At 65.3% G+C, this 24,910-nt stretch carries 20 protein-coding genes; 7 read left to right on the forward strand and 13 right to left on the reverse strand.

All coding sequences use genetic code 11. The features are described 5' to 3' along the window. Positions 1-95: 95 nt before the first annotated feature. On the reverse strand, positions 96-1,328 hold the full coding sequence (locus XH96_RS25390) for a branched-chain amino acid ABC transporter substrate-binding protein (protein ID WP_061882063.1): 1,233 nt from the start codon (positions 1,326-1,328) through the stop codon (positions 96-98). 417 nt (positions 1,329-1,745) lie between these two features. Here XH96_RS25390 and XH96_RS25395 point away from each other — a divergent pair, with 417 nt between their 5' ends. Next, the gene (locus tag XH96_RS25395) at positions 1,746-2,606 is read left to right on the forward strand and encodes an alpha/beta hydrolase (RefSeq protein ID WP_194388167.1); all 861 of its coding nucleotides are present in this window, start codon (positions 1,746-1,748) and stop codon (positions 2,604-2,606) included. A 124-nt stretch (positions 2,607-2,730) separates the two neighbouring features. Here the strand turns inward: XH96_RS25395 and XH96_RS25400 are convergent, their stop codons facing one another. The 10 genes from XH96_RS25400 to XH96_RS25445 form a co-directional block, all read right to left on the reverse strand. Beyond that, on the reverse strand, positions 2,731-3,063 hold the full coding sequence (locus tag XH96_RS25400) for a Rieske (2Fe-2S) protein (protein ID WP_371739880.1): 333 nt from the start codon (positions 3,061-3,063) through the stop codon (positions 2,731-2,733). Next, positions 3,056-3,760, reverse strand: coding sequence for an ABC transporter ATP-binding protein (locus XH96_RS25405; protein ID WP_028176801.1), 705 nt, complete (start codon positions 3,758-3,760; stop codon positions 3,056-3,058). The genes XH96_RS25400 and XH96_RS25405 overlap by 8 nt, the downstream gene beginning before the upstream one ends. After that, positions 3,753-4,535, reverse strand: a complete 783-nt coding sequence (locus tag XH96_RS25410; RefSeq protein ID WP_194388169.1) for an ABC transporter ATP-binding protein — start codon at positions 4,533-4,535, stop codon at positions 3,753-3,755. The genes XH96_RS25405 and XH96_RS25410 overlap by 8 nt, the downstream gene beginning before the upstream one ends. Continuing rightward, positions 4,535-5,581: a branched-chain amino acid ABC transporter permease gene (locus XH96_RS25415; RefSeq protein WP_194388170.1), complete on the reverse strand. Its 1,047-nt coding sequence runs from the start codon at positions 5,579-5,581 to the stop codon at positions 4,535-4,537. The genes XH96_RS25410 and XH96_RS25415 overlap by 1 nt, the downstream gene beginning before the upstream one ends. Beyond that, positions 5,578-6,450, reverse strand: coding sequence for a branched-chain amino acid ABC transporter permease (locus XH96_RS25420; RefSeq protein ID WP_194388171.1), 873 nt, complete (start codon positions 6,448-6,450; stop codon positions 5,578-5,580). The genes XH96_RS25415 and XH96_RS25420 overlap by 4 nt, the downstream gene beginning before the upstream one ends. A 282-nt stretch (positions 6,451-6,732) precedes the next feature. Next, on the reverse strand, positions 6,733-7,887 hold the full coding sequence (locus tag XH96_RS25425) for an ABC transporter substrate-binding protein (RefSeq protein WP_194388172.1): 1,155 nt from the start codon (positions 7,885-7,887) through the stop codon (positions 6,733-6,735). A gap of 77 nt (positions 7,888-7,964) precedes the next feature. Next, entirely contained in the window at positions 7,965-9,152 is a 1,188-nt protein-coding gene (locus tag XH96_RS25430) for a 2Fe-2S iron-sulfur cluster-binding protein (protein ID WP_194388173.1), read from the reverse strand. Further along, the gene (locus XH96_RS25435) at positions 9,149-9,985 is read right to left on the reverse strand and encodes a xanthine dehydrogenase family protein subunit M (protein ID WP_194388174.1); all 837 of its coding nucleotides are present in this window, start codon (positions 9,983-9,985) and stop codon (positions 9,149-9,151) included. Before XH96_RS25435 ends, XH96_RS25430 begins: the two co-directional genes overlap by 4 nt. Continuing rightward, positions 9,982-12,375, reverse strand: a complete 2,394-nt coding sequence (locus XH96_RS25440) for a xanthine dehydrogenase family protein molybdopterin-binding subunit (RefSeq protein WP_194388175.1) — start codon at positions 12,373-12,375, stop codon at positions 9,982-9,984. The genes XH96_RS25435 and XH96_RS25440 overlap by 4 nt, the downstream gene beginning before the upstream one ends. A gap of 9 nt (positions 12,376-12,384) precedes the next feature. After that, positions 12,385-13,662, reverse strand: coding sequence for an amidohydrolase/deacetylase family metallohydrolase (locus tag XH96_RS25445; protein ID WP_194388176.1), 1,278 nt, complete (start codon positions 13,660-13,662; stop codon positions 12,385-12,387). 187 nt (positions 13,663-13,849) lie between these two features. Here XH96_RS25445 and XH96_RS25450 point away from each other — a divergent pair, with 187 nt between their 5' ends. Together XH96_RS25450 and XH96_RS25455 are read left to right on the forward strand one after the other, a co-directional pair. Beyond that, entirely contained in the window at positions 13,850-14,344 is a 495-nt protein-coding gene (locus tag XH96_RS25450; protein ID WP_246789744.1) for a MarR family winged helix-turn-helix transcriptional regulator, read from the forward strand. Positions 14,345-14,610: 266 nt separating this feature from the next. Continuing rightward, the gene (locus XH96_RS25455; RefSeq protein WP_194388177.1) at positions 14,611-16,029 is read left to right on the forward strand and encodes a cytosine permease; all 1,419 of its coding nucleotides are present in this window, start codon (positions 14,611-14,613) and stop codon (positions 16,027-16,029) included. A 20-nt stretch (positions 16,030-16,049) separates the two neighbouring features. On the opposite strand, the gene treZ is transcribed toward XH96_RS25455, so the two are convergent. Then, on the reverse strand, positions 16,050-17,879 hold the full coding sequence (gene treZ, locus XH96_RS25460; protein WP_246789745.1) for a malto-oligosyltrehalose trehalohydrolase: 1,830 nt from the start codon (positions 17,877-17,879) through the stop codon (positions 16,050-16,052). A gap of 184 nt (positions 17,880-18,063) precedes the next feature. Between treZ and XH96_RS25465 the strand changes: the two genes are divergently transcribed. The 4 genes from XH96_RS25465 to XH96_RS25480 all read left to right on the forward strand — a co-directional run bounded on the left by XH96_RS25465 (position 18,064) and on the right by XH96_RS25480 (position 22,113). After that, complete coding sequence (locus tag XH96_RS25465; protein ID WP_194388178.1) at positions 18,064-18,342, forward strand: DUF3606 domain-containing protein; 279 nt, start codon at positions 18,064-18,066, stop codon at positions 18,340-18,342. Between the two features lie 20 nt (positions 18,343-18,362). Continuing rightward, positions 18,363-20,600, forward strand: coding sequence for a glycogen debranching protein GlgX (gene glgX, locus XH96_RS25470; protein WP_194388179.1), 2,238 nt, complete (start codon positions 18,363-18,365; stop codon positions 20,598-20,600). A 232-nt stretch (positions 20,601-20,832) separates the two neighbouring features. Continuing rightward, entirely contained in the window at positions 20,833-21,066 is a 234-nt protein-coding gene (locus tag XH96_RS25475; RefSeq protein ID WP_194388180.1) for a DUF3551 domain-containing protein, read from the forward strand. Between the two features lie 69 nt (positions 21,067-21,135). Beyond that, positions 21,136-22,113: a patatin-like phospholipase family protein gene (locus XH96_RS25480; protein WP_194388181.1), complete on the forward strand. Its 978-nt coding sequence runs from the start codon at positions 21,136-21,138 to the stop codon at positions 22,111-22,113. A 34-nt stretch (positions 22,114-22,147) separates the two neighbouring features. On the opposite strand, the gene XH96_RS25485 is transcribed toward XH96_RS25480, so the two are convergent. Then, positions 22,148-24,460, reverse strand: a complete 2,313-nt coding sequence (locus tag XH96_RS25485) for a TonB-dependent receptor (RefSeq protein ID WP_194388182.1) — start codon at positions 24,458-24,460, stop codon at positions 22,148-22,150. Positions 24,461-24,910: the final 450 nt, after the last annotated feature.

The raw sequence follows: 24,910 nt of genomic DNA on the forward strand, positions 1-24,910 counted from the left end.
TATCCGAGGCAGAGCCCCGGTTTCCATCCAGGAAGCATTTCGGCCGCCACCTGCCCGCGACGAGAGTGCCGCGGGCCGGCGGCGTGTATGGCCCCTTACGGTCGCGTCATCTTGCAGGTGGTGGTGACCATGGCCTGCGGGGTATCGACCTTGCTGACCAGGTGCCAGCCCCAGCCGGTGTTCTCCTCGTCGAACGGCTCGTTCGCGGCAAGCTTGCCGAAGGAGGAGATGTAGATTGGCTGGAAGAACTGATGGTCGTCCTTGCGCATGAAGCCGGTACCGCCATCCAGGACCTCGAACTTCAGGTCCTCGAGCGCCGCCGCCACCTTCACGGGTTCAACCGAGTTGGCCTTCTCGGCCGCGGCCTTGAACATGCGCATCTCGTTGACCGCACGCGGATACCAAAGCGACATGTTGACCTTGGCACGGAAGGCCTTCTCGTAATCCATCGCGGGCTGGTGGCCCGAATTGGCAAAACCTTCCGTCAGCTGGAATACCTGATGGTCGAGACCCGTCTGCTTGATCGCGGTCGGCCCACCGGCGCCACCGGCATAATAAGTGTACCAATTGACCTTCAGACCGGCATCGGCGGCGGCCTTGAGCAGCAGCGCGATGTCCTGCCCCCAGTTGCCGGTAATGACGCTGTCGGCACCGGAAGCCTTGATCTTGGCGATGTAGGGCGAGAAATCCGTGACCTTCAGCAGCGGATGCAGTTCGTCGCCGACAATCTGGACATCAGGCCGCTTCGCGGTCAACATCTTGCGCGCATCGCTGCGCACCGACTGACCAAACGAATAGTCCTGGTTGATCAGGTACACCTTCTTGATCGAAGCGACGTCCTTGATGTAGTTCGTCAGCGCCTCCATCTTGATGTCGGAGCTGGCATCCCAGCGGAAATGCCAGTAGCTGCACTTCTCGTTGGTCATGGCCGGATCGACGGCCGCATAGTTGAAGTAGAGCACTTCCTTGCCGGGATTGCGCGTGTTGTACTTCGTGACGAAATCCTCGAGCGCCAGACCGACGGACGAGCCATTGCCCTGTGTGATGTAGCGAACCCCGGCGTCGATCGCCTTCTGGGCCTGCACCAGGGCCTCCTGCGGATTGGTCTTGTTGTCGAAGGGCACGATCTCGACCTTACGGCCCAGGATGCCGCCCTTGGCGTTGAGCTCGTCGGCCAGGTACTGGAATGTCTTCAGACCCCCCTCACCCACGCTGGCGCCGCCACCGGAGAGTGGATCGATGTAGCCGATCTTGACGGTATCCTCCGCCCGTGCCGCATGGCCGAGCATCGGGGCGATCACGGCGGCGGCCAAAATCAGTCTACGCATAATGTTTCCTCACTGATTGTCGACTTTAGTCGATGCATGCATGCGTGGATCGCATGCACGGTTTGGACGGACACTGAGCAGAATAAACTCGAGCTGACAAGCTCGCTCCGACATAGCTGCGGTCGCAGGTACGGCAAAATGTAAAAGCACGGGGTACCCCCCATGACCAAATGTTCCCGGGCGTTGCGCGCCCGACCTGCCCCGCGACGCGGCGGGACGAGGCACGGCGCCGTGGCCGGCCAGCGCCTTCGCCCAACCTCGTGACGCTCAGCTTAATCCTCATGCTCACATACTACGCCTGGGCGCTTCGGACGCAGTCCACAGGACGAGCAGTCTTTTGATCCAACAGTTCAATAGAAGGTGACTGGCCGGTCCAAATCGACAAGAGTGTCATCCAGGGCCGCAACGGAGAGTTTCATGGCTGAGAACGCGCGTTCGACAATTCGGTCGCTTGACCCCCGTGGCAAATGGTCCGAGCTGTCGCAGGCAGAACGCAATGCCGCCTATGACAACAACGGGGCGGTCAAGAACAGCGCGGCCCTGATCGCCGAGCGCAACGAAGCCTCCAGCCGGCTGCGGGGCACGCTGAAGTCCCACCTCGACCTGCCCTATGGCGAGCGGGCCAACAACAAGATCGACCTCTACCCCGCCGCCAAGCCGGATGCGCCCTGCCTGGTGTTCCTGCACGGCGGCTATTGGCAGCGCAATTCGCGCGAGCTATTCGCCATGCTGGTCGAAGGCGTCGCCGCCCATGGCTGGTCGGTTGCCATCCCCGGCTATTCGCTGGCGCCCGAGGTATCCCTCAGTGACATCGTCGCCGAGATCCCGCGCGCGCTCGACTGGCTCGCGGCGCATGGCGCATCCTATGGCGCTGCCGGACCGGTCGTCTTGTCGGGCTGGTCCGCCGGAGCCCATCTCGTCGCGATGGCGCTGGATCATCCGCGTGTCCATGCGGGGCTCGCGCTCTCGGGCGTGTACGAGCTCGCGCCGATCCGCGATACCGGCCTCAACGACGCACTGAAGCTGACGGATGCGGAGATCGCCACGCTATCGCCGCTGCGCCTGCCCGTCATCCAGAAGCGGCTCGACATAGCCTATGGCAGCAACGAGCTGCCGGCGCTGGTCTGCGATTCCATCAGTCTCCACGACAAGCGCGTGGCGGCGGGAGCGCCGGGCAAGCTCATTCCGGTCGAAGGCGCTGACCATTTCACCATTCTCGAGGCTTTGCGCCGGCCGGACGGAGTGCTGGTGGAGGCCGCGCGGCGGCTGCTGGACTAAAAGTGCGAAAAACAACCCCATGCACAGTAGCGATGTCGTTGTTTGCAAAGGCGAATTGTTTGAGGGTCGATCGACACCGCCATTGCCGCTTTGACTCGTCGGGCAAAACAGGGGCATGATGGCATCATCGCGCAGGCTGCCGCCCCTGCAGCTCAATCCAAATTTTCTCGCCCATGATCCGCGCCGGATAAAGCCGCAGCGGCGGGCTCGGCCATCCCGCACTGATCGCGCCATCGCGCAAATCGAATGAAGCGGCATGGCGGGGACACTTGAGGCGCCCGGCCGTCACCTGCCCCAAGGCCAGATCCGCCTGTTCGTGCGGGCACGCACGTTCGCAGGCGACGACGTTGCCCTCGTTCCAGATCACGAGCAGGTCGCGCCCGGGGACGCGGACGATCGTCTCCGCCTTCAGCCGGTCGAGATCGCAGACGGCAATCCACCCGGCCCCATCACCCACCGAGATAGGCCTTGCGCACATGCTCGTTCGCGATCAGCTCGGAGCCGGCTCCGGACAGCACGATACGGCCGTTCTCGAGCAGATAGGCGTGGTCGCACATCTCGAGCGCGGCGAAGGCATTCTGCTCGACCAGCAGCACCGTGGTGCCGGCATCGCGGATGCCGCGGATGATGGCAAAGGTGCGCTCGACGATGTTGGGCGCAAGCCCGAGCGATGGTTCGTCGAACATGATCAGCCGCGGTCGCGACATCAGCGCGCGGCCGATCGCGAGCATCTGCTGCTCGCCGCCCGACAGCGTGCCAGCTGCCTGCCGTCGCCGCTCGGCGAGCCGCGGGAATTCCGCGTAGATGCGGTCGCGGTCGGCCGCAATCTCGCCCGAACCACGACGGAGGTAAGCCCCCATGTCGAGATTCTCCTCGACGCTCATGTGCGGAAACACGCGCCGCCCTTCCGGACAATGCGCGATTCCGCTCGCCAGCACGCGCGGGGGCCTCGCCCCGGTGATGTCGATGCCCTCGAACCGCATCTGGCCCGAGCGTGGCGGCACGAGGCCGGAGATCGCGCGCAGCGTCGTGCTCTTGCCGGCGCCGTTGGCACCGATCAGCGCGACCAGCTGGCCGGCTTTCACCTCCAGCGAGATGCCGCGCAGCGCGGTGACGCCGCCATAGCCACAAACCATCTCGCGGATCTCAAGCATGTCCCGCTCCATGTCCGAGATAGGCTTCGATGACCGCAGGGTCGTTGCGGATGACGTCGGGCGTCCCTTCCGCGATGATGCGGCCATAGTTGAGCACGACGATGCGGTCGGAGACCGTCATCACCATCGGCATGTCGTGCTCGACCAGGAGGATCGTGATGCCGCGGTCGCGAATGCTGCGGATCAGCTCGACGAAGCGGTGGGTTTCCGAGGCATTCATGCCGGACACCGGCTCGTCGAGCAGCAGCATCGATGGTTCTGCCGCGAGCGCCAGCGCGACACCGACGAGACGCTGCTCGCCGTAGGAAAGTGAGCCCGCTGCATCGTGCGCGCGGCGTTCGAGCCCAACCCATTCCAGCAGCTCACCCGCCCGCTGCCGCAGTCGGCGCTCCGAGGCGCGCGCGCCGGGCAGGCCGAGAATGGCGTCGATCAGCCGGACGCGGCCCTGTCGATGCAGGCCGATCAGGAGATTGTCGTGGACGGTGTCGTTGGGGAATACGCTGGTGCGCTGAAAGGTGCGGATCAGGCCGAGATCGGCGATCTGGTGCGGCTTCAAACCGGCGAGCGCCGTGTTGCGATAGGTCACGCGGCCGGCGCTCGGCGTCAGGAAGCCGGTCATAACGTTGAAGGCAGTGGTCTTACCGGCGCCGTTCGGCCCAATGAGGCTGACGATCTCGCCCTCCCCGACCGTAAAACTCATGTCGGAGATCGCGACCAGGCCGCCAAAGCGGACCGCCACCTGATCGATCGTCATGGCAATGCTGCGCGCCGTCATCACGCCGGCTCCTTGGCAGCGGTCTCGGCCAGAGCGACGGGCGACGGCGCCGTACGCCCGGTCCGTCGCCGCCTAAATCGCTGCGCGAGCGACGGCACGATGCCACGCGGCAGCACGAACAGGATGGCGATCAGCACGCCACCATAGGCGATCCACTGCGCTTCCGGCGCCATCACCGGACGGAGCGCGACCGGCAGCAGCCCGAAGATGAGCCCGCCGACGACGGGCCCGGCCAGCGAGCCTTTGCCGCCGGTGATGACCATGATCACCATGGTGACGGTGTTGATGAAGGCGAACACTTCGGGATCGATGATCCGGATGTAGTGCGCATAGAGGCTGCCGGCTGCGCCTGCGATCGCAGCCGAGATCACGGCTGCGATCGTCAAGGTCCTGGTCACGTCGATGCCGACGGAGACAGCCAGCGTCTCGTTCTCCATCAGGCCACGCATGGAGCGGCCGAAATGGGAATGAACGAGCCGCGCGATCAGGAGATAGGCGATGAGCGCGACGACCAGCACGAGATAGTAGTTCTGCAGCTTGGTGCGCAGCGTCAATTCGCCGACGCCCGGCAAGGGCAACGCGATGGAGGGGATGTTGGTCAACGCCAGCGGGCCCTGTGTCAGCTCGACCCAGTTCAGCGCGACCAGCCGGACCACCTCGGCAAAGGAGATCGTCACGATGACGAAATAGGCGCCGCGGACGCGGAACGAGAGCAGCCCGACGAAATAGCCGCACAATCCGGCAACGATGATTGCCAGCACGAAGCCCGCGATCGGCGGCCAGGGCGCGTGGACGAGGCGCACGTCTCCGGGCAGGCCGACGTCGAAACCGAGTGACGTCAGCGCGCTGACATAGGCGCCGATGCCGAAGAAGGCGATGTGACCGAGGCTGAGCTGGCCGGTGAATCCGAGCAGCAGATTGAGGCTCATTGCGCCGATGACGAATATCCCGGTCGTGATCAGGGCATTCAGGAGATAGGGGTCGCGCAGCCAGAGCGGGACCGAGGCAAGCGCTGCGACGGCAAGAATGGTGATGATTGCCTTCATCCGACGCGCTCCGCGCGCGCGAACAGGCCGGTCGGCCGGAAGATCAGCACAGCGATGATGATGAGGAAGCCCATGGCATCGCGGTAGCCCGACGAGACGTAGCCGGCGCCCAGCTCTTCGGCTAGCGCCAGAATGAAGCCGCCGATCACGGCGCCCGTGATGTTGCCGAGACCGCCGAGGATGACGATGGCGAACGCCTTGACGGCGGCAAGATCGCCCATTTGCGGGAAGATCACGTAGACCGGCCCGAGCAGCGCGCCCGCGGCGGCCGCCAGGCTGGAGCCGATCGCGAAGGTCGAGGTGTAGATCATGTCGACATTGACGCCCATCAGCGAGGCCGTGTCGTGGTCCTGGAACGTCGCCCGCATGGCGCGGCCCAGGCTGGTCTTGTTGATTAAGAGATACGTCACCAGGATCAGAAGCGCCGCGGCGGCGAGCACGAACAGGCGGAGCCAGGACACCGACACCGGTCCGAGCACCAGCGGCGCCTCGGGAAACGGCGTCGTCACTGATTTGGCGACCCCGCCCCAGATCCACAGCGTGCCCGACTGCATCGCGATCCAGGCGCCGATCATCACCAGCATGGTGGTGTCGATGTCGGAGCCGCGCAGCGGCCGCAGCAATGTCAGCTCGATGGCCGCCCCGAGCAGCCATCCGGCCAGCACGGCCACCGGCAGCGCGAGAAAGAAATTCAGCCCGAGCTGCTGCACCACGATGAACATGATGTAGGCCCCGAACGTGTAGAGCACGCCATGCGTGAAGTTGACCACGTTCATGATGCCGAAGATCAGGGTGAGCCCGATGCCCAGCAGCGCATAGGTGCCGCCGAGCACGAGCATGTTGATCAGATGCTGGAAGAATTCGCTCAAGACTGGTCCTGGATGTTGCGGATGCCGGCAAGGGCCGCAACGTGCCGCCCTCGCCCGGGATTTAGGATGCTAAAGCGGAACGGCTTTAGGTTGGATCGATGACCGCGGCGGCTTGCTCACCTCTCCCGCTTGCGGGAGAGGTCGGCGCGGAGCGCCGGGTGAGGGTTCTATCCTCTTGGGGACTCCCACCGCGGAGACACCCTCTCCCCAACCCTCTCCCGCAAGCGGGAGAGGGAGCGCACCTGCATCACGGCTCGCAATCGGACCTAGCTTCATCATGCTCTAGAGCGTCTTCATCCCGACCTTGCCGTCGTTGATCTCGATGAGATAGACGTTCGGCTGGCTCTGCCCGCTCTCCTTGCCCTCGGGGCCGGACTTGCGGAACACGATGTCGCCGTTGAGGCCCTTGATGTTGATCTGCCAGAGCGCGGCCTTGATCGCGGCAGGCTCGACCTTGCCGGCCTTCTCAATCGCGGCCGCGGCGGTGCGGATGCCGTCATAGCCGCGGAAGCTTTCGGTGCAGCCTGCGAAGTCGAAGCCGCGCTTCTTCCATTCCGTGATGAAGTAGTTGGTCGCTTCCGGATTCGGCGTCTTGTCCGGGAACCAGGGCAGGAAGGTCGTCAGATGCATGGTGCCGTTGGCGGCGGCTCCCGCCTGGGCGATGATCTGGTCCGGATTCTGCGAGCCGCCGGTGGTGATGATCCGCTTCTTCAGGCCCAGCGCCGCGGCCTGCTTGAAGATCAGGGTGAGTTGGTCGACCGCGGTCGTGACGATGACCGTCTCGGAATCCGAGCTCTTGATCTTGGAGAGCTGCGCGCTCATGTCCTGCGCGCCCTGGTCCATGGTCTCGACCAAGCCGATGCTGATGCCCTTCTCCTTCATCATCTTGCTGAAATCCTCGGCGGTGCCGCGGCCCCAGTCGTTGTTGATGACGAGGAAATCGACCTTCTTCAGCGCGAGCTTGTCGACGATTCCCTTGAACGCCGCGGCCTCGACCGCCGAGGGCGGCGAGATGCGGAAGATGAAGGGATTGCCCGTCGTCGTGATCTTGCCCGAGGACGAGGTCTCGACCACCATCGGGGTCTCGTATTCCATCAGCTTCGGCATCACCGCGAGCGTCAGGCTCGAGCCCCAGGCGCCCATCAGCACCGGCACCTTGTCGCTGGTGATCAGCTTCTCGGCGACGGCAGCAGCTTCGGTCGGGTTGCTCTTGTTGTCTTCGATCACCAGCTCGATCTTCTTGCCGAGGATGCCCCCCTTGGCGTTGATCTCGTCGGCGGCGATCTTGGCGCCGTTGACGACGTAAGTGCCTGACGCCGCGAACGCGCCGGTGAGCGGCTCGTTGACGCCGATCTTGATGGTCTGCGCCCCGGCCGTGCCGCCGATCAAGGTCGTCGCCAGCGCGATTGTCCGAACCAATCCGAGTGCTCGTGTCATGTTGTCTCTCCAAATCCAACGCTGTTGATGTCTTAAGTCAGTCCAGGCTTCGTCACTCCCGGTGTGCGAGCACACCGTCACCCCGCCTCGCTCCGGCGGCCAAAGATGCGGGCGATCCGTGCGCGCAAAACGTCCGACGCAATCGACCAGAAGCTCAGCTCCGCCGGCGTCCCCGGCCCTGACGGCACGCCGGACATGTGGCGATCGAGATTGGCGGCGAAGTCCGCGACCAGGCGTTTGGCGAGATCGCGCACCAGGCCGGGACGGCCGATTTGGGCCAGCATTCCCGTGAGCGTGTAGCCGATCGACAGCTCGACCGCGGTCGCCGCACCGCCTTCGAGCGGCAGCAGGCGATAACGGATCTCGCCTTGCGTCGCCGAATGGCTGCGCTGGTCGGTGCCGATGCCGACGATGCACCCGGAGAGCGTCGCGGGATCGCGCGCGACGCGCGCAGCACCCTCGAAGCTTGCTGCGATCGGCCCGAGCTTCACGCGGATCGATCCTTCCACGCGCTCCGGCCTCGGCGACGCTGTCAGCGACACGCCGGGAAGGCAGGCGGCAATGCCCGCGATATCGTCGAACATCGCGAACACCTTCGCCGGCGCGTGCGGCAGCGTGAAGCGCTGGTCGAGAACGGTCGCCGGGGTGAAATCGGGAATGGTGCCGCGCGCGACGCTCTCGGACGCCGGAGCCGCCACCGTGTGCGCGGGCTGCGGGTCGTATCGGCCGGATTCAGCTCGCCCCGAGCCGGCCGGACCGAGGATGGTCCTGCCGCCGTCGGCCAGCGGCGCGACATTGCGCGCGCGCCTCGCCTCGATCACGGACTGCACCGCGCGCACGATGCCGACATAGCCGGTGCAGCGGCAGAGATTGCCGCTGAGACCGACGCGAATGCGCCGCTCGTCGGCATCGGGCAGACGCAGCACGAGGTCGCGGGCGGAGACCAGCATCCCCGGCGTGCAATAGCCGCATTGCAGCGCATGCTCGCGGGTGAAGGCGGCGCGCAGCTCGGTCGTGACCTCGTCCTCGTCGAGACCCTCGATCGTGGTGACGTCGGCGCCCTCGCAGGCCGCCGCATAGGTGATGCAGGAGCGCGCCGGCACGCCGTCGAGCAGCACGGTGCAGGCGCCGCAGACGCCGTGCTCGCAGCCGAGATGGGTGCCGGTCAGGTCGAGCTTGTCGCGAACGAAATCGGCAAGGCTGGTGCGCGGCTCGGCCGACAGCTCCACAGCGCGGCGATTGACCTGAAGCGTGATCGTGCTCATGCCGCCGCCACCTGGACGGCGCGCCTCAGCACGCTGACATGGATATGGCGTTGCGCGGCATCGTCAATGCCCGCCCGGGACAGAAGGGCGTCGGCCACGCGGAGATCGAAACGCTGCTTGTAGTCGGCTGTAATGCGACCGCCGAACAGCTCGGCGGCGTCGGTGATGACAATGGGGGTCGTGTCGATCGCGCCGATCACGATGCGCGCCGAAGCCGCGGCGGGATCGATCAGGACCGCGCCGATGGCATGGGCGAACTCGCCGGTCTTGCGGCAGCTCTTGGCATAGCCCCAATGCGCCGAGGCCGATCGCGCCGGCACATGGACCGCCTCGACGATCTCGCCCGTGTGCAGCGCGGATTCCAGCGCACCTACCACGAACGTCTCGACGGGCATCGTGCGCGTGCCGGCAAGGCTGCGCAGCGTCACCCGTGCGCCCAAAGCGGCGAGCGCCGAAATCCAATCCGCGGCGGGATCGGCATGGCTGAGCGAACCGCCGATCGTGCCGCGGTTGCGCACGGCGCGATAGGCGATGTTGGCGGCGACGCCGCGCATGGCCCCGCGGGTCACGTCGGCCGCGCGCCCGTCTTCGATATCGGCGTGGGTGACCAGGGCCCCGAGCACGAGCTCACCGCCGGAAATCTCGGCGCGCTTGAGCTCGGCCAGGCCGGAAATATCCACGATCAGCTCCGGCTGAACCAGCCGCAGATTGAGCATGGGGCCGAGCGACTGTCCGCCGGCGATGATTTTGGCCGATCCATTGCTTGCGGCCAGCATCGACAGGGCGGCGGTGAGATCGCGCGGGCGTTCATAGGCGAAGGGCGCGGGCTTCATGCGGCGCTCCGTTCGGCTCGACGCGCAGCCAGCACGGCCGCGACGACGCGGTGCGGCGTGATCGGCGACTGCATCAGCTCGACGCCGAGCGGGCGCAGCGCGTCGTTGACCGCGTTGGCGATCGCGGCCGGCGGCGCGATCGCCCCGCCCTCGCCGATGCCCTTGACGCCGAACTGCGTGTAAGGCGACGGCGTCTCCATGTGGTCGAGGCGCGCGGCGGGAACCTCGGTCGGCCCGGGCAGCAGATAGTCGGCAAGCGTCGTCGCCAGCGGCTGGCCGGAAGCGTCGAACGGCATTTCCTCGTAGAGCGCGGTGCCGATGCCCTGCGCGAGGCCGCCGTAGATCTGGCCGTCGACCACGAGCGGATTGACCAGCACGCCGCCGTCCTCGACGATCACATAGTCGAGGATCTCGACCTCGCCGATGTCAGGGTCGACCGCGACCAAAGCCGCATGCGCGGCGTAGCTGAAGGTGCCGCTGTCGCGCACCGGCTTGTAGCCTTGCGTCACCTCGAGCCCGCCGGGATCGACGTCGGCCGGCAGATCCTGCGGACGGCGGTACCAGGTGTGGGCGATTGCCTTCAAAGTGACGCTGCCGTTGACGCCGCGGACCTCGCCGTTCTGCAACACCACGGAAGCCGCCTCGTGCTGCAACAGTTTGGCGCCGATGCGCCGGGCGCGTTCGCCGAGCTCGCGGCAGGCGGTCGCGACCGCACCACCCGCCATCACCATCGAGCGCGAACCCCAGGTGCCGGTCGAATAGGGCGTCATCGCGGTGTCGCCGAGGATGATGCGGATCTTCGCGACATCGATGCCCAGAATCTCATGCGCGACCTGCGCGAGCGTGGTCTCCATTCCCTGCCCGTGCGAATGCACGCCGACGCGCAGTTCGAGGCCGCCGTCGGGCGTCAGCCGGGCCGAGGCCTGCTCATGGCCCGGCACCATTGGGATGCCCCAGCCGGAATAGACTGACGTGCCGTGCGCGGCCTGTTCGCAATAGATGGAGACGCCGACGCCGAGACGGCGGCCGTCGGCCTCGCCCTGCTTTTGCTTGGCGCGGATAGCGTCGATGTCGATGGCGACGAGCGCGCGGCGCATCGCCTCCGGATAGTCGCCGCTGTCGAAATGCTTCCTGGTGATGTTGTCGAACGGCATCTGCTCGGGGCGCACCAGATTGCGCAGCCGGACCTCGCCAGGCTCGAGGCCTGCCTCCGCCGCCACGAGATCGAGCATCAATTCCAGTGCGAAGCAGACGCCGGTGCGCGCCACGCCGCGATAGGGCAGGATCGGACATTTGTTGGTGGCGACCGAGAAGGTGCGGCAGCGATAGGCCGGCATCTTGTAAGGACCCGGCAGGATGCTCGCGACCTGCGCGGCCTCCAAGCAGGCCGAGAACGGATAGGACGAGTAGGCGCCGGAATCCACGGTCGCCTCGCAATCGATGCCGCGCAGCGTGCCGTCGCGGTCGGCATAGACAGTGATCCTGTAGTGATGCTCGCGGCAATTGGAGCTGGCGACCAGATGCTCACGGCGATCCTCGATCCAGCGCACCGGATGGCCGCAGCGCATCGTCAGCCAGGACAGGCAGACCTCCTCGGGCAGCAAAATCCCCTTGTGACCGAAACCACCACCGACGTCGGGCGAGATAACGCGGATCTGGCCCTCCTCCATGCCGAGGCATTCGGCAAGGCCGCTGCGCGTGATGTGCGGCATCTGCGCCGCGGAATGCAGCGTGAGCTGGTCGAGCCTCCGATCGAACGTCGCGACCACGCCGCGGCCTTCGAGCGGCGACATGCATTGCCGCGCCGTCGAGATCTCGCGCGTCAACTTGATCGGGGCGTCGAGGGCGGCGGAGATATCGACCTCGTAGTTGGTTTCCAGAAAGACGTTGTCGCCCCAATGCTCGTGCACCAGCGCGGAGCCGGGCTCGCGCGCTTTGAGCATGTCGTAGACCGCGGGCAGCTCTTCGAGATCCAATGTCACAGACGCCGCGATGTCCTCCGCTTCGGCCCGCGTCGGCGCAAGGCACATCGCAACGAGCTCGCCGACCTGGCGCACCTTGCCGGTGGCGAGTACCGGCTGCTCCGAGATCTTGAAGCCCGGCAGTCCCGATACCGCGCGGATCGGCTTGATGCCTTCGAGATCGGCCGCCGTGAACACGCTGCCGCGATGGCGTTCGGGCACATGAATGCCGCGGATGCGTGCATGCGCCAGCGGGCTGCGCACGAAGGCGACGTCCTGAAGGCCGGCGAGCCTGACGTCGCCGACATACTGGCCGCGGCCGCGCATCAGGCGATCGTCCTCCTTGCGCGGCAGACGTGCGCCGACGCCCTGCCCCGACTTTCCGTGCGGAAATTCCCGCTCGTTGCGCACGCCCGCGTTCTCCTTCAACGCCCGGCCCTATGCCGCGACGGCTTGCGGCAGGATCGGCGCCACCGCCTCGAAGCGCGTGCCGGCGCGCAGGCAGAAGGCCGGCTGCAGCAGACGCTCGGCGATCACCTCGTTCTTCTCATTGTCCGTGAGGACGAAGCGGCCGTTCTGCTCCGAGAGCACGGAGACATCGGCATCCATGCCGACCTTGAGCGCACCGATCTCCCCGCTGCGGCCGAGCATCCTGGCGGGATTGGAGGTGACCATCGGCACCACTTGCTCCAGCGTCAGACCGAGTGCCATCATCGAGCTCATCGCCTGGACCAGGCTGAACTTGGCCTGGCCTGCGAACGGATGATTCTCCTCGTCCTCATGCTGGTCGGGTGTCCCGGCCGGCGCGGGCACATGGGTGTTGTAGCCGTGAATGTCGGCGCCGAGCGTGGTCGGAACGATGCCGGCCGCGATCGCCTTCTTTGCGAGCCGGTAGGAGAAATGGCTGCCGTGACCGACGTCGACCTTGAGGCCGCGATCGAGCGCTGCCTGGATCACCGGATGCACCTCGCCCTCGCGATTGACGAAACCGCCGGGATGGCGCGTGAAGGGATGGGCGAGAATGTCGCCCTCGCGCAAAAGCGGGATCACGCGCGTGAGGATCGTGTCGGCATCCTCGCCGTTGGCGCCGCTCTCGGGCAGGCCCCAGAGCTGGCCGAAATGCACGTAGACCGGCAGATCGGCGCGCTTGCCGATCTCCGCCGCCATCTCGATGACGCGGATGCCCCAGCGCGCGAAGCCGCCGATCTCGGCGTGAGCCTTGATGCCGCGCACGATGTCGAGATTGGCCGTCGCCGCCTTGACGGTCGCGTCGACGTCGACGCCGTCGGGGCTGTAGAGCTGCGGATAGAAATGGCCCTCGAGCCCGCCGACGAGATAGGCGGACAGGAACGCGTAGACGCGCGAGGCGGCGGGCTCCGCGATGAAGTGGCGGAAGCCCGGCAGCGTCATGCAGGACGGACCGCCCTGATCGACCAGCGTCGTCACACCCGACTGCACGCCGACCATGTCGGGATTCATGCCGAAGCGGCCGGAGACATATTGATAGACATGGGCGTGAGTATCGATCAGCCCGGGCAGCACCAGCTTGCCGCCGACGTCGACGACCTCCCTGGCGCTGGTCGGCAGAATGTCGGACGCGACCGCGGCAATCTTGCCGTTGCGGATCGCGACATCCTTGATGCCATCGACGCCGGAGGCCGGACAGATCACGCGACCGCCTCGCAGCAGAAGGTCGAAGCTGGCAGTGACGGACATGGCGCTCTCCTCTTCTTGCGAGGGCGACGGCTTCGTCCCCTCGAATTACGAAGCATGCTTCGCATTTTGACATTACGAAGCATGCTTCGTATTTTGACAAAAGCAAGCATCGTGCCATGATCCCGATATGGCAGGCGCACTCGAATCGAGCTAAGCGCGGCAGGGTTTCGGCTTGGGAGAGTGTGCATTGCGGCAGGCGAAGACACGTCGCGGCGGGACGAGGCACCGCCCCTGGCCCTTGTCGGAACGGCCCGGCTATCTGATCCGCCGGCTGCACCAGATCCACGTTGCGCTGTTTCAGGAAGCCTGCGGCGAATTCGAGGTCACGCCGCTGCAATACAGCCTGCTCTCGGCGCTGGCGGTGCGTGAAACCGCCGATCAGACCACTTTGGCGGCCGATATCGCGCTCGATCGCACCACGACGACCGGCGCCTTGAAGCGGCTCGCCGCCCGAAACCTGGTCGAACGCGCGGTGAACAAGGACGATCGGCGCGCGCGGCTATGCCGGCTGACACCGGCCGGAGCCGCGCTGCTCGTTAGAATCGAGGGTGCGGCGCGGCGGGCGCATCGTGCGACGCTCGGCGATCTGAGCCAGCGGGAGCAGGCGCTTTTCATCGAAATGATGCAGCGCATCGTGGCCGGCCATCCCAGTCGCGACAGCGCTGCTGCCGTATTCGACTAGGAGCCAGTGCTGCGCTTTTGAGTTGGGCTGCTCAATTTATCATCGTACCGCTGCCCGGCCGAGCAACATCGCCCGCCTCTCGCTGGCGCGGCCGACGTGCCGAAGCGTACTCACGCGCAACATCGGCCAACGCTTGAAAACGCAATCGCATCCGGCGCGATGCGCATGACCTCCGGCATCGACGCCCGCCCGCCCGGCCGCCCCGCTATTCCATGGCACGATTTATGCTGCGGTGATGCGAAGCGTGCTTCGTATTGGGGGATGTCATGACGGATTCCGAACTTCGCGCTGATCTTCACAGCATCGAGCCAATTCCCGACGCGGACCGGGACTCCAGCGGGCCGCAGCAGATGTGGATCTGGGCCGGCGCCAACATCGCGCCGGTCAACTGGGCGCTCGGTGCGCTCGGCATCATTCTCAAGCTCGGCCTGATGGAGACGATCGCGGTCATCGTGCTCGGCAACATCGTCGGCTGCGCGATCTTCGCGACCTTCACGGTGATGGGGCACAAGACCGGCGTCAACCAGATGGTTCTGAGCCGGTCCGCCTTCGGCGTGCGCGGCGCCTATCTGCCGAGCATCCTGATGTTCCTGATGACGCTGGGGTGGATCGGCGTCAACACCTACTTCCCGGTCAAGGTCTCGATGGGCATCCTCGGCCAGTTCGGCGTGCCCGACACATGGCTGATCGAGATGATCGTCATCACGCTGGTGATGGCGGTGCAGGTGCTGATCGGGATCTACGGCTTCTACGCGATCCGCACCTTCGAGAAATACACGGTGCCGCCGACCATCGCCATCATGGTGCTGATGAGCGTGCTGGCCTGGACGCGGCCCGGCGTCGTCAACTGGAGCCTGACCACCTCGCTGCCGCCCGGCGCGCATCTGGCGATGCTGACCATGCTCATGACCGCAATCGGCGTCGGCTGGGGGATTTCCTGGGTCACCTGGGCCTCCGACTATTCGCGCTTCGTGCCGCGCTCCACGCCGTCGAAGGCCGTGTTCTGGTACAGCTATGTCGGCATGTTCGTGCCGACGGTCTGGCTCGGCATCCTCGGCGCGACCATTGCCTCGACGACGCTGGACACCGACCCCGCCAAGATGGTCAGCGCGGTGTTCGGCGGTCCGGTCAGCATCCTCGTGCTCTTGATGGTGCTGCATGGCCCGATCGCGACCAACATCCTCAACGTCTATTCGGCGACGCTGGCGGCGCTGAGCGCGGGTCTGAAGTTCTCGCGATTCTGGCTCACCGTCATCGTCGGCGTCGCCGGCTATCTTGTCACCCTCTACTTCATCTTCGCGCCGTCCTTCGCGAAGGCGTTCGACCATTGGATGATCAGCCTGCTGTTGTGGATGAGCCCGTGGGCCGGCGTGGTGCTCGCCGACTTCTTTATCAAGCGCAAGGGCAAGATCGAGGTGGCCGAGCTCTATCGCTCACCGGAGAGCAGCGCCTATGGCGACATCAACTGGGCCGGTATGATCGCGTTCTTCGCCGGCCTCGTCGCCGGATGGCTGGTGCAGGATGGCCTCGTCAGCGCGCTGCAGGGACCGATCTCGATCAATCTGCTCGGCGGCGCCGACCTCAGCTGGCTGTTCGGGATCGGCGTGGCGGGCCTCGTCTATCTCGGGCTCGGCAAGTTCGCGACCTCGCCCACACCGGCGGTTGCGAGCCGTGCCGGCGGCTGACCCGCGGACCTCGTCCCGCGTCAGCGATTGCGGCCAAGCCTCACGATCATGTCGCCGGACGCAAGTCCTCCGGCGACATGAGGGCGCAGTCGCCACAAGCCTTCGCCATCGACCAGCGCGGGCATGGGAAGTTCGTGGCCGGCGAAGTTGGCGACGATCTGGAGAACATCCCCGCTCTCGGTCTGCCAGCGCACATCCACGCCGCCCATGCGCGGATCCGCGCCGAGCAAGTGTCGCTGCGCGGAAACGAACCCACTCTTGATCAGCGGCACGATCTTCTCGCGCCGGATCGTCAATAACTGCGTCGTCAGCGCTCGAAACCTCGCGCCAGCGGGAGATTGGTCGATGCTCGTCCAGTCGAGCCTGGATGCCAGGAAGGTTCTTTCGTCGCACGGGTCCGGAATTCTGGCGCGCGTTTCGGGGGTTGCGAAAGCCTTGAAGTGCGAAAACTCCCGGCGGCGGCCGTCCCGTGTCAGCTCGGCCGCTTCGCCCGTCCAGTCCGCGAAGAACAGGAAGGGCGTGTCGGCTGCGGCTTCCTCGCCCATGAACAGCATCGGAATATGCGGGCTCAGCAGAACCAGCGCCAGGGCGAGCTCCAGCTTGTCCGGGCCAACCAACCGGGACAGCCGCTCCCCGAAGGCGCGGTTGCCGACCTGGTCGTGGTTCTGGGCGAAGAAGATCGTCGCTTCCGGCGGGAGATGGGCGCTCGGCTCGCCCCGCGGCGCCTGGTGCAGCGGAAAGACTTCGCCCTGATAGGCAAAGCCCTCGGTCAGGGATCGCGCCAGATGTTCGAGCGGCTTGTCGGCGAAGGCCCGGTAGTAGCCTTCGTCCTCGCCCGTGAGCAGGACGTGGAGCGCGTTGTGAAAATCATCGCCCCACTGCGCGTCGTAATACCTCGCCCGTCCCTGCGAACGCGCGAGCAGGTGCGCCTGGTTGGCCTCGTTCTCCAGCATCAGATGGACGCGCCGGCCCCCGAGCTGGCTACGCACGGTCTCGGCGAGCTCGATCAGGAAGTGACGTTCGGAATCGTCCTTCAGCGCGTGGACCGCATCGAAGCGCAGCCCGTCGAAGCCATAATCGCGCAGCCACATCAGGCCATTCTCGATCAGGAACCCGCGCACGAACGCGCCATCAGGTCCTTCGAGGTTGACCGCAGGCCCCCAGCCCGTGGCGTGGCGCGGGTTGAAGAAGTTTTCCGCATAGAGATGCAAATAGTTCAGCTGCGGCCCGAAATGGTTATAGACGACATCGAGATAGACCATGATGTCGAGGGCATGCGCGGCCCGCAGCAGCCGCTTGAGATCCTCCGGCCGGCCGTAGCGGGCATTCGGCGCGTTCAGGAGCACGCCGTCATAGCCCCAATTGTGCCGGCCGGGGACGTCGTTGAGCGGCATCAGCTCGATGGCGGTGATGCCGAGATCGCGCAGATAAGGCAGCCTCTTCTCGACGCCGGCATAGGTGCCCTCCTCGCTGAAGGTGCCGACGTGCAGCTCGTAGATCACGGCCTCCGCCCAGGGACGGCCCGGATAGAGAACCGGGTCCCTCAGCGCGGCCGTATCGATCACCTCGCTGGGCGCACCGACGTCGTCCGGCTGGAAGAACGAGGCGGGATCGGGAACGACGATGTCTTCGTTGATCCTGAACTGATAGCGCGTGCCGGCACGCGCGGTTGGGCTCAGCAGCTGATACCAGCCGTCGTCATCGCGCGGCATCCTGCGGGGCGGCTGGCCGACTTCGAGCAGTTCGACCGATCGGGCCGTAGGCGCCCATAGGTTGAACGAAACCCCATGATCAACGATCTGAGGGCCGTGGCGCCGGCTCTGCTCGGCCATTCCCAGTGCTTGCCTCAAGCCCGTCCCCTTTCGCCTGCATGCCCTGCGCCTCGGCATGCTTCAAGATCGCTTGCAAGCGTCGGGGCGACAAAGCGGAGCCGTGAGCGTTCGTTCCTCGGTGGCGGCGACGTCGGACATTTGCAGCACGCAGGGAACGGAATCACTGGCGCGACGGTTACCGTTCCAGACAGGAGCAGCCGCCATGCGCCGCCCGAGACCGCAGACCATCCGTAACAAGCTCGACGTGACCGACCGCGCCCAGGTGCGCCTGCTCAAGAAGCGCCTCGGACTATCGGACGCAGAGCTCACCGCGATCGTCGGGCGGATCGGCAATTCGATCCCGGCTATCAGCAAGGAAGCAGCTCTGCAAAGGGCCAAGGTGCTGACCAAGCCGGCCGATGTGCCTGCTGCCGTGATCGCTTCGGCGAGCGTCGTCGAGCCGGCAACGGCCGAGGTCGCGGCAACCGTGACGACGTCCTGACGGGCTATTCGGGGGGAAGGATGGACCAAACAGTACATTCAGACGACGCCCTGACGCGGGCGGCCTCGAGCCTGCGCCGCACCCGGATCACCGAGGGCAGACCATTCCCACTCGGCGCCACCTGGGATGGGCTCGGCGTCAATTTCGCGCTGTTTTCGGCCCACGCCACCAAGGTTGAGCTCTGCCTGTTCGACGACACCGGTGAAACCGAACTCGAGCGCATCGAGCTTCCCGAATATACCGACGAAGTCTGGCACGGCTATCTGCCCTCCGCCCGCCCCGGCACCGTCTACGGCTACCGCGTCCATGGCCCTTACGAACCCGACGCCGGCCACCGCTTCAATCCCAACAAGCTCGTGCTCGATCCCTACGCCAGGCAGCTGGTCGGCCAGCTCCGCTGGGGACCGGAGCTGTTCGGCTACCGGCTCGACCATGCCGACAAGGATCTCGCCTACGACGAACGCGACAGCGCGCCCTTGATGCAGAAATGCCGCGTGATCGACCCCGCCTTCACCTGGGGCGCATCGCGCAAGCCCGAAGTGCCTTGGGAGCGGACGATCGTCTACGAGATGCATGTGAAGGGCTTTACCCAGCTGCATCCGCTGGTGCCGGAAGGTGACCGCGGCACGTTCTCGGGCCTGGCACATTCCGAAGTCCCGGCTTACTTGCGCTCGCTCGGCATCACCAGCGCCGAGTTGCTGCCGATCCATGCCTTCGTCGACGACAGCTATCTGGTCGAGAAAGGCCTGCGCAACTACTGGGGCTACAATTCCATCGCCTTCTTCGCGCCTGATCCGCGTTACCTCAAGGCGCCGTCCGCGAACGAGTTCAAGGCCATGGTGAACCAGTTTCACGCCCATGGCATCGAGATCATTCTCGATGTCGTCTACAATCACACCGCGGAAGGCAACGAGCTCGGCCCGACCCTGTCGTTCAAGGGCATCGACAACGCCAGCTACTATCGCCTGCTGCCGGACAAGAAGCGCTACTACATCAACGACACCGGCACCGGGAACACCGTCAATCTTTCGCATCAGCGCGTGCTTCAGCTCGTCGCCGATTCCCTGCGCTACTGGGCGACCGAGATGCGGGTCGACGGCTTCCGTTTCGACCTCGCCACCATTCTGGCGCGCGAACCCTATGGGTTCGACGAGGGCGGCGGCTTCCTCGACGCCTGCCGCCAGGATCCCGTGCTCTCCAGCGTCAAGCTGATCGCAGAGCCCTGGGATATCGGGCCCGGAGGCTACCAGGTCGGTCAGTTTCCGCCTGGTTGGGCCGAGTGGAACGACAAGTTCAGGGACACGGTGCGCGCCTTCTGGAAAGGCGATCCGGGCACGCTGGCCGACTTTGCCAAGCGCGTATCGGGATCCGGCGACCTCTTCAACAAGCGCGGGCGGCGGCCCTGGGCCAGCGTCAATTTCGTCACGGCCCATGACGGCTTCAACCTGAACGATCTCGTCTCCTACAACGACAAGCACAACGAGGCGAATGGCGAGGACAATCGCGACGGTCACAGCAACAACCATTCCTGGAATTGTGGCGCCGAGGGGCCGACCGACCACCCGGAGATCATCGGCTTGCGCGAGCGCCAGAAGCGGAATCTGCTGGCGACGATGCTGCTCTCCCACGGCACCCCGATGCTGCTCGCCGGCGACGAGTTCGGCCACACCCAGAATGGCAACAACAACGCCTACGCCCAGGACAACGAAACCACCTGGCTCGACTGGATGGGTATCACCGCGAACGGCCGCAGCCTTCGCGAATTCGCCCGCAAGCTGATTGCGACTCGCAAGGCTTTTCCGATCCTCTACCGCAGCCGCTTCCTGGTCGGCTCGCACAACGAGGAACTCGACGTCAAGGACGTGACCTGGCTGTCGCCATCCGGCGAGGAGATGACGACCGAGCAATGGCAGGATGGCAATGCCAAATGCTTCGGGATGCTGCTCGACGGACGCGCGCAGGAGACCGGGATCAAGCGTCGGGGCTCGGATGCGACCATGCTGCTGGTCTACAACGCCCATCATGACGTCGTGAACTTCACCCTGCCGGAGGTCACCGACGGGCGCAGCTGGCTGGGCCTGATCGACACCAATCGGCCTGACGCGCCCATGGCCGAGTTCGAGTTCGGGCACGCCTACGCGGTGACCGGGCGATCCCTGCTGATGTTGGGTCTTGCCAACGATAACATCGCGACGCGCCGCCTGCGGCAGGGTCTCGGCGCCCTGCTGGACATCGCCGACACACCTCTGCCGGGCTAAAGCGCGATGCGATGAGGATGAATCGTCATCACGCTTCAGGTTGTTGTTCAAGCTTGATCTTTTCGGAAAACCGCTGCGCACTTTTCCGGATCATGCTTTAGACTGTCGTCCGCAGCCCGCCAAGAACTGCGGGATGCCGGGACCAGGCATGGTGAGGCCTCCGAGGCGGGAGACTGATCAAGTTGGAACACCCGGTCACGGGCCGCGTTCATTGTCGACATTGGAGGTTTCGATGAGACCTTTGTTGATAGCTGCCGCCGCGCTGTCGATCCTGACGAGCTTCGGCTTTTCGACCGCCGCGGTGGCGCAAGACCGCTACTGCCTCCAGGGCCGGATCTGGGGCTATCCGGGCAACTGCCAGTTCGCCAGTTACGCCCAGTGCATGGCAACCGCGTCGGGAACGAACGCCTATTGCGGCATCAATCCCCGCTACGCCTATGCGCGCCGTTACAGAGGATACCGGTGATCAGCCTGACGTCCAGGCTGGCAAGCGGAGGCGGTTTTGCCTGATCGTGGCGCCGAGCCGGGCGGCACAATGGCAGCAGAGCTTCCGCTCACCGCCGTCGTCTTCTCCGGCGGCCTCGGCCTCGGTGCGTATCATGCCGGTGTGTTTGAAGCGCTCAGCTCTCTTCGATCACCGATCGACTGGGTGACCGGTTCATCGGCTGGTGCCATCACGGCGGCACTGATCGCGGGAAGCCCGAGCGGCGATCGGCTGCGTAACCTGCGGAGCTACTGGCATGGGACGGATCGCGCGCCTGCGCTACCGAACGCCAGCCGCCATCTCTTCGCCTGGTTCAGCTCGATCAATACCCGCCTCCTCGGTCATGCCGGTTTCTTCCATCCCCGCCTCCCGATCCCGGCATCTCACTTCGGCGGCCTCTACGATCTCGCCCCGACCCGCGAACGCCTTCAGCAGCTGATCGATTTCGGACGCCTGAACGGCGGCGATCCGCGCATCACGATCTGCGCCACGGACCTCGAAAGCGGCGATGCCGTGCTGTTCGACTCGTCGTCGCAGCGGATCGAAATGGACCATATCCTGGCCAGTTGCGGATTCCTTCCCGAGTTCGCGCCGGTGCAGATCGCCGGCCGGTGGCTCGGCGATGGCGGGTTCGCGCTGAACGCGCCTTTCGACCCGATCCTGGAAACTGCGGGCCCGCTCCGCCTGTATGTCATCGATCTCTTTCCGCGCGACGGCAAGGTCCCGGACGGGCTCGAGGCCGCGGCCGAACGCAAGAGCGACCTGACCTTCGGCAACCAGACCTTCCAGCGCCTTGGCTACGCCCTGGAAGCCCGTCAGCTCCGCGCCGAGCTTCAGGACCTCGACTACGACGACGAGGTCTATCTCCTGAGCTACCGCCCGGGCCGCGAGGAAGCTGGCCCCGAAAAATCGTTCGATCTGTCGGAAGCGGCCATGGCGCAGCGCTGGCGGGCCGGCTTTCTGGACATGCAATATGCCGCAAGCCTCGCCCCGATCCCGAACGGAATCTGCAGCGTGCGGCGGCCATAGCGATGTCTCTCAATGGGCGGGGAGCGAGCTGCTCTTAGAACGTCCCCGCCACAGTAACCCTGAACGTCAGCGGCTCCACCGGGTGCAGCACGTAGTCCATCACGCCGTTCTGACAGACTGCCGTTGGCGCTGTGCCTGATGTGCAGAGATTGTAGAGCGAGTCGGTCTTGAGCAGCGACCCATAGGCATAGGTGATCTGGTTCGCCTTCGTGTTGAAGAGGTTGAGCACGTCGAGCTGGATGCGCCAACCATTGTCGATGCGATAGCCGAGGCGGCCATTGAAGAGGCTGGTCGCAGAGGAGCGGAACGCATTGTCTTCGGTCAGCGGGCTCGAGGCCAGATAGCGCCAACGCACGGTTCCGAACCAGCCGGTCTTCTCGCCCAGCGTGACGCCGGCTGATGCCACCATCGCCGGTGCGTTCGGAATATAGTTGCCCGGGGCATTGCCGATCTGCGCCTCGGGATAGCCGGCAAGCGAGGCATAGACCTCCGCCTGCTCGCTGTCATAGCCGCGAAACCGCGCATGCGTCATTGCAAGATCGGCGTCGATGTCGATCCAGGACCTCGGCCGGTAATGGTTGGTCCACTCGAAGCCGTAGCGGCGGCTGGCGCGGGTTGCCGAGGTATCGCCGGCATCGCCGGAGAACAGGATCTCGGAATCCTGATCCAGGATGAAGAGGCTGAGCGAGGTGTCGAGGCCCGCAACGATCCTGCTGCGGACGCCGACCTCCGCGCCTCTGGTGCGCACCAGCAGCGGCGACGGCGTGAGCCTTGTCGCGGGATCGGTCGGATCTTCGGTCGTGGTCGCGCCGCGCGCGTCGTTCGAATGCATGCCGTAGCCGGCACCGAGGAAGAATTCGGTCTTGTTGAACGGACCAAGCACCATCCTGAATTTGGGGCTGCCGAGCGCGGCGTCGGCGCGGCCGGAATTGGCGGTGTTGAACAGCGAGGTCACATCGGCGGCATAATAGTCGCCGCGCCAGCCCACGGTCGTCCTGAGCCAGTCGGTCCAACGCACCGTGTTTTCGGCATAGACCCCGACGCTGCCCTCGCCGACCTTGTCGCTGCGGACATTGGAGAGAAAGCTGCGCTGGAAAGTGTCGGTGAGCGCGAGGTCGATCGCATCATAACGCGATTGCAGGCCGACCGTGGTCTGCGTCGGCAAGCCCGCGAATGAACCGTTCAGCGTACGCGAGACGTTGGCGCCGGCCATCAGGCGGTCGTCGTGCTGGTGAAACTGGTCGCCGAGCACGGGATCGTCGAGGAAGTAAGTGAAGTTGTTGAAGAGGTCGAGCTGGCTCTTCACCACATAGGCATTGGCCTTCCACGACCCGAGATCGTCGCTCTGCGCGATGCGGCCCGACAGTGCAAAACGGTTGGTGTTGCCGCCGTCGGTCGGATCCTCCGAGCCGAAGCGGTCGAGCAAGCCACCCGTGATCGCGCGCTGCGGCACCTGGTCGGTCGAATTCCACCTGTTGACGTAGGCCATGCCGGTGACGGACAGGCCGTCGGTCGCGGTGCCCTGACTGTAGCGCACGAGGCCGTTGAGCTTTCGCACATTGTCCGGATTGTCCCACGGGCCGTTGTATGTCCCAACTTCGCCGGCCACCAGCAGCGAACCGTCACCGACTTTTGCGGAGTCCATGCCGAGCAGGCGGCGATAGCCGAAACTGCCAACCGTCACCTGCGCGAGTCTCCTGGTGCGGTCGATCAGGCCGATATGAACGCTTCCGACCGAGGCGAAGTCGCCTTCGTCCGCGAAGTAAGGCCCCTTGCGCACGTCCATGGCGGCGATGGTTTCCGGGATCAGCCAGTTGAGATCGGCATAGCCCTGGCCGTGCGCGTGGGTGCGCATGTTGACGGGAACGCCGTCGACCGTGATCGCAAGATCCGTGCCGTGGTCGAGATTATAGCCGCGTAGGAAATACTGGTTGGCTTTGCCCTCGCCGGAATGCTGCGTCACGATCAGACCCGGGACGGCTTCGAGCACCTCACCCGGCCGCGCGACCGGGCGCGCGTTGATCTCATCGCGGGAGACGGTGATCTCGCTGGCCATGCCGGGCTCGCCCTTTGCACCCGAGCCGGCACTGCGCGCATCCGACTCCTGCGTCGGCGTCGGATGCAGGAAGATGCGGTGACCGGCCGCAGCCGGTCTGCCCGTGCGGCGCGATGCGGCCGGCCTCTTGCGCCCCGGCGTCTCGCTGCCACTGACCAGGACCGGCGGCAGTTCGCGTGAGGCGCTATTGCTCTGCGCAAAGGCGCGGCCATCATCCGCGAGCAGCGCCAGGGCCGAGAGTGCCGTCAGCGCGCCGCCGCGACGGCCGGGCTCAGACCGTCTCAATCGCATCGGAGCATTCCCAAACCTTCGTCGCGGCAGTCCCAGGCTCGACCGCCCGCAAATTCCGCCTCGCCACTCGCTCCATCAGCCCCGCCTTTACAGTATGACGTTTATCAAACTTTCTCATACTGACAAGAGCAAGAGCCGGACCACTTCGACCTCACGGCCGAACGCCGACGAGAACGGAAGCCAAATGGCTGCTCTCATGGAGGAATTCCGCGCCGGCCATTGACGACACCGGGGCGGGACGGAGCGCTTCTATTGGCAAGCTGATATCCACTCTGACGAGCAAGTTGACGGCTGGCAGGGGCTCACGGACATACCCGCCGCACCATCCGATCTGAGGATGGATTGCACGTTGATCCCGCAAGTGCCGGCCGCCTCCAGAACAGGTCCGTTTCAACGGTCGTGGAACCGGTCGCTGTGAAGTGGCTCACATGCGGACGGACAATCTGGATG

It is taken from the genome of Bradyrhizobium sp. CCBAU 51765 (assembly GCF_015291725.1).
GTDB classification, from domain to species: domain Bacteria; phylum Pseudomonadota; class Alphaproteobacteria; order Rhizobiales; family Xanthobacteraceae; genus Bradyrhizobium; species Bradyrhizobium liaoningense.

Bases quoted from the DNA above. Each gene is read 5' to 3' on its own strand.
- XH96_RS25390 (WP_061882063.1), bottom strand. From the start codon at position 1,328: ATGCGTAGACTGATTTTGGCCGCCGCCGTGATCGCCCCGATGCTCGGC.
- XH96_RS25405 (WP_028176801.1), bottom strand. From the start codon at position 3,760: ATGCTTGAGATCCGCGAGATGGTTTGTGGCTATGGCGGCGTCACCGCG.
- XH96_RS25425 (WP_194388172.1), bottom strand. From the start codon at position 7,887: ATGACACGAGCACTCGGATTGGTTCGGACAATCGCGCTGGCGACGACC.
- XH96_RS25455 (WP_194388177.1), top strand. From the start codon at position 14,611: ATGACGGATTCCGAACTTCGCGCTGATCTTCACAGCATCGAGCCAATT.
- XH96_RS25430 (WP_194388173.1), bottom strand. From the start codon at position 9,152: ATGAGCACGATCACGCTTCAGGTCAATCGCCGCGCTGTGGAGCTGTCG.
- XH96_RS25485 (WP_194388182.1), bottom strand. From the start codon at position 24,460: ATGCGATTGAGACGGTCTGAGCCCGGCCGTCGCGGCGGCGCGCTGACG.
- glgX (WP_194388179.1), top strand. From the start codon at position 18,363: ATGGACCAAACAGTACATTCAGACGACGCCCTGACGCGGGCGGCCTCG.
- XH96_RS25395 (WP_194388167.1), top strand. From the start codon at position 1,746: ATGGCTGAGAACGCGCGTTCGACAATTCGGTCGCTTGACCCCCGTGGC.
- XH96_RS25465 (WP_194388178.1), top strand. From the start codon at position 18,064: ATGCGCCGCCCGAGACCGCAGACCATCCGTAACAAGCTCGACGTGACC.
- XH96_RS25475 (WP_194388180.1), top strand. From the start codon at position 20,833: ATGAGACCTTTGTTGATAGCTGCCGCCGCGCTGTCGATCCTGACGAGC.
- XH96_RS25415 (WP_194388170.1), bottom strand. From the start codon at position 5,581: ATGAAGGCAATCATCACCATTCTTGCCGTCGCAGCGCTTGCCTCGGTC.
- XH96_RS25445 (WP_194388176.1), bottom strand. From the start codon at position 13,662: ATGTCCGTCACTGCCAGCTTCGACCTTCTGCTGCGAGGCGGTCGCGTG.
- XH96_RS25480 (WP_194388181.1), top strand. From the start codon at position 21,136: ATGGCAGCAGAGCTTCCGCTCACCGCCGTCGTCTTCTCCGGCGGCCTC.
- XH96_RS25410 (WP_194388169.1), bottom strand. From the start codon at position 4,535: ATGACGGCGCGCAGCATTGCCATGACGATCGATCAGGTGGCGGTCCGC.
- XH96_RS25435 (WP_194388174.1), bottom strand. From the start codon at position 9,985: ATGAAGCCCGCGCCCTTCGCCTATGAACGCCCGCGCGATCTCACCGCC.